This window comes from Flavobacterium sp., assembly GCF_049318325.1.
In the GTDB taxonomy this organism is placed as follows: domain Bacteria; phylum Bacteroidota; class Bacteroidia; order Flavobacteriales; family Flavobacteriaceae; genus Flavobacterium.
The window spans coordinates 1-4220 of the sequence record NZ_JBMOGQ010000171.1 but is presented as its reverse complement, the minus strand read 5'-3'; the positions used below and the strand labels follow the sequence as shown (position 1 = coordinate 4220).

Below are 4220 nucleotides of genomic sequence, written 5' to 3'. Positions count from 1 at the left end.
AAACTGCAACTATAACAACAATTGCAATTCCTGCTAATTTACCTTTGAATCAATATTCGGGAACACTAACAATATTTAATTCCATTTGTTCCAATTCATATCCATTGGATTTTTATTTAGGAAAGGTGTGGAATGGAGTCACTTCATCCAATTGGGCTACTGCAAGTAATTGGACTCCTTCTGGAGAACCATTAATAACTGATAGTTGTGTTGTTGTTCCTGCAGGAACTCCTAATAGTCCCGTGATTTCAGCTCAGGCTTTCGCTGGAGCGCTTACTGTAAATTCAGGTGCTCTTTTAACCGTAAATACAGGTATAACTCTAACTGTTCAGGATGTTATAGTTACCAATGGAACATTATCAGTTGCTGATGCTGCAAGTTTAATTCAAGTGAATAATGTTACCAATTCGGGTTCAGGAAACATGCAGTACAGTAGAAATGTTTCTGGATTGCGCGGTTATGATTATGTTTATTGGTCATCTCCAGTTTTAAGTCAAGACGTTTCAAATTTTTACTCAACACCTACGCCTGGTTTCAAATACTATTGGGATACTTTAGCAAATAATGGCAATGGTAATGGCGGAAATACAAGCCAAGGTATTTGGAGTACGGCATCAGGAGCTATGCAGCCTGGTAAAGGATATATCGTTAGAGCTTCAAGTAGTTTTGGATGGACAGGGAATTTAACAGCTACATTTACTGGTAGACCTAATAACGGGACTATACCTGTTACTGTAAATAGAGGGGGTTACAATACTGCAGCTGGTTACAATGGACTTAATGGGTCTTTAATCACGAGAGATGATGATAATTACAATCTTATTGGAAATCCTTATCCTTCTGCTATTGATGCAATTGATTTCTTAACTGATTCCCAAAATGTGAGTAAAATTAAAGGGTTTGTTTATTTATGGACACATGGTCAAGCACCAAATTCATCAACCAATCCTTTTTATGGATCTTTTACCTCAAATTATAATGCGAACGATTACTTGGCTTATAATAGTTCGGGGTCGTCCATTCCTAATGGTTTTGCGGGTAAAATAGCTGCAGGTCAAGGGTTCTTTGTTCTTATGGAAGATGGTGCTGAAGTTACAGGTAATTCCGAACAAGTCGTATTTAAAAATAGCATGAGAAATGCTGACAATTCTCAATTTTACAGAACAAATTCTGTTTCTTCTGCCACTGAAGAAAAAAACCGTATTTGGTTGGATTTAGTTGATGCCAATAATAACGCTACCTCTACTTTGGTTGCCTATGTACAAAATGCTACTAACGGAGTGGATAGAATGTATGATGCTATTACGAAAGTTAAGAGTCATAATTTAATATACTCTACTATAGAAAATCAAAAATACATCATTCAAGGAAGATCTTTACCTTTTGATGATAATGACCTTGTTCCTATTGGTTACAAAGCTATAAATAGTGGTATTTATAAAATTGCTATAGCTGCTGTAGATGGCTTATTTTATAATGGTCAGTCTATTTATTTAGAAGATAAGTTGCTAAATGTTATTCATGATCTTAGGTCAGCTCCTTATTCATTTGAGACAGAATCAGGCATCTTCGAAGATCGTTTTGTGTTGCTTTACACATCAGTTGCATTAGGTGTTCCAGTATTCACCGAAAATACTATTGTAGTATATAAAAATGAAACGGGATTAATTATTAATTCTGGTAGTATTCCAATGAAATCAGTTGCTATTTATGATGTTACTGGTCGATTAATTACCTCTCGAAAAGAGATATATGCTACCCAAACAAGATTTACTACATTGCCATCAACTAATCAAGTTTTATTAGTGCAAATTACTTCTGAAACTGGTGTTAAAGTAACTAAGAAAGTGGTCTATTAAAAATGAATTCTGCGCGAGTCGCAGTGCTGTTTTAAAATTTTATTGTTTGAATATTCAAAAAGGGCTTATCATATGATAAGCCCTTTTTTATCAATACTAAATAGATAACTACTTTGTCAAACTGATTTGTCGAAGTGTATTGACAAATGAAGTAACGAAGTGGTTGATCCATTTTTTACTAGTTTCTTTGAATTGCTTTGTTTTATTTTAAAAACACTATTCTTATGTTGGTGTAGTCTTTTAAATAGTTATTTTGTGCCTAATGTAACATTCCAAAAGGTTTTATTAGAATATAAATTTTGGTTCAAATAGACATTGTATTCTTAATTTATACAATGCTTAAATAGGCTGTTTTCTATTGTTATTTAGCCACTGATTTTAACACTATAAATAATAGACTAACACGCTATCTTGATGTGATTTATAACTTTACTGTTTTGCTCAGAATAATCATAATTTGCTATGCAAAATCGTTTATTTATGGTTAAAAAATAATGCTGTAATTTTAAAATTATACACACATAATAACTCTAGTTTTTCAATTTATTTTGTATGGCTTTTGTATGCTATTTATTCACTATTTATTTTAAACAATTTAACAAATAGTATAAGTTATGGACTACATAAAAAAGTTCTTTCAGCGTTAATAAATGTTTTTTATCGATTTTTTAATTATTTATTTTGAAAGTTGGAATTAATATTTTTATCTTAACCCTTTATTAACTTTTTTTTAAAATTATTCTTTTTTTTACATGACGCAATTATACGCCTCAATTACTATAACACTATTTTCATTCTACAGCATTAGTTGTGTTACTAATGTTTCGTCTCACTGCGTTAAAAAAATTAAATCCTCACGAATTAGTTTGTTAGAAGTCTTCATGCAGATGTATGGAAAGAACTCTAGCAAGAAAGCAATGTTTAACATTGTTTCTAATAGCGATTTCAAATCGCAAGTTTCTTTTATTAATCGCTATTTAGCTTATGCTTCTTCACATGGAATTGGCGGAGGCGGTGGTGGCGGCGGTCACGGAGGTTCCTATTTTGGGAATATCAGAGACCATGATACTTTTCAGGTTTTTTCCTTCCCAATAAAATTAAAATTTTACAATTCAATTTAATTCAATTTTTTTTATGAAACATTTTTATTTAACAAAAAAAATTAACAATATAGTATCCACGATACTTATTTTGTTAGGGTTAAAAGAAGAAAGTGTTGGCGTCACGACAACAACTACTTCGTCTTCTGTAATCCATTTTGACATCCGAAATCGCTTCGGGCTTTACTCGTTTAAAGCCGCGTTGGTTTTCTTGTTGTTTGCTTCAATGGGAGCGAAGGCACAGGTAACAACTAACTCAAGTTCTGGTCTAGCCGCAACTTATCCTAGTTTGTCTGCTGCTATAACGGCATTAAATGCTGCGACCATATCAGCACCCGTAGTAATTACATTAACGGGCAATGAGACTGCTCCTGCCGGTGGATACAACATCACCAAGTCAGGAACATCAACCAACACCATTACTATTCAGGGTAGTTCGAGTACGATAACCGCTCCAACTAATCACACTGCTGGTAGTTTGGTTGATGCACTCTTTAAAATAACCGGAGGTGACTGGATCACCATCCAAAACTTCACGATGTTGGAGAATTCGAGTAACACCGTTACTACGGCTGCCTCCAATACTATGACAGAGTTTGGAGTTGCGTTATTTTATGCCACCACTACCAATGGTGCGCAGAACTGTACGATTCAGAACAACGTGATTACGTTGAATCGAACGTATCAAAATACTTTTGGTATTTACAGTAACTCAACTCACAATGCAACTGCGGCTACTGTATCGGCAACTGCTACCAGTGCGACAGGTGGGAATAGTGGGTTAAAGGTCTATGGGAATACCATTAGTAATGTTAACAACGGAATCCTTGTGGTCGGGCCTACGGCTGCAGCTGATCTGAACACAGGGATTGATATTGGAGGTTCTAGTAGTGCAACTGCTAATACAATCAGCAATTTTGGTACAACAGGTACTTTTTCAGGTTATGCAAACGTGTCTGGAACTGTTTATGGTATCTTAATAAGAAACAGTATTGGGTTTAATGTTTCATATAACAGCATAACAAGTTCTAATGGTGGTGTTACTTCAGGTACACTTAGAGGAATTTATAATGTGTCAGCAAGTGCAACACCAACGGGAACATTTACTAATAATATTAACAATAATACAATTGCACTGACTTATGGTGTATCTACCGGTACATTGCAAGGTATAACAGTTGAAGCTACTAATGCAACTACTACGTCTATTGGAAATATTAATAATAATAATTTTACTGCACTAACTGCTTCAATTGCTACA

General features: G+C 34.3%; 3 protein-coding genes. All 3 read left to right on the top strand.

The window, feature by feature from the left end; genetic code table 11:
• The coding region (locus ACOYLP_RS11125; protein WP_422856241.1) for a T9SS sorting signal type C domain-containing protein at positions 1–1859 on the top strand (1859 nt) is incomplete at its 5' end.
• A 752-nt stretch (positions 1860–2611) separates the two neighbouring features.
• Positions 2612–2980, top strand: coding sequence for a hypothetical protein (locus ACOYLP_RS11120; protein WP_422856240.1), 369 nt, complete (start codon positions 2612–2614; stop codon positions 2978–2980).
• 13 nt (positions 2981–2993) lie between these two features.
• Positions 2994–4220, top strand: a 1227-nt coding sequence (locus ACOYLP_RS11115) for a hypothetical protein (protein ID WP_422856239.1), incomplete at its 3' end; no start/stop codon positions are given.

Excerpts from the sequence above, each read along its gene's own strand:
- ACOYLP_RS11120 (WP_422856240.1), top strand. The coding sequence starts at position 2,612 with ATGACGCAATTATACGCCTCAATTACTATAACACTATTTTCATTCTAC.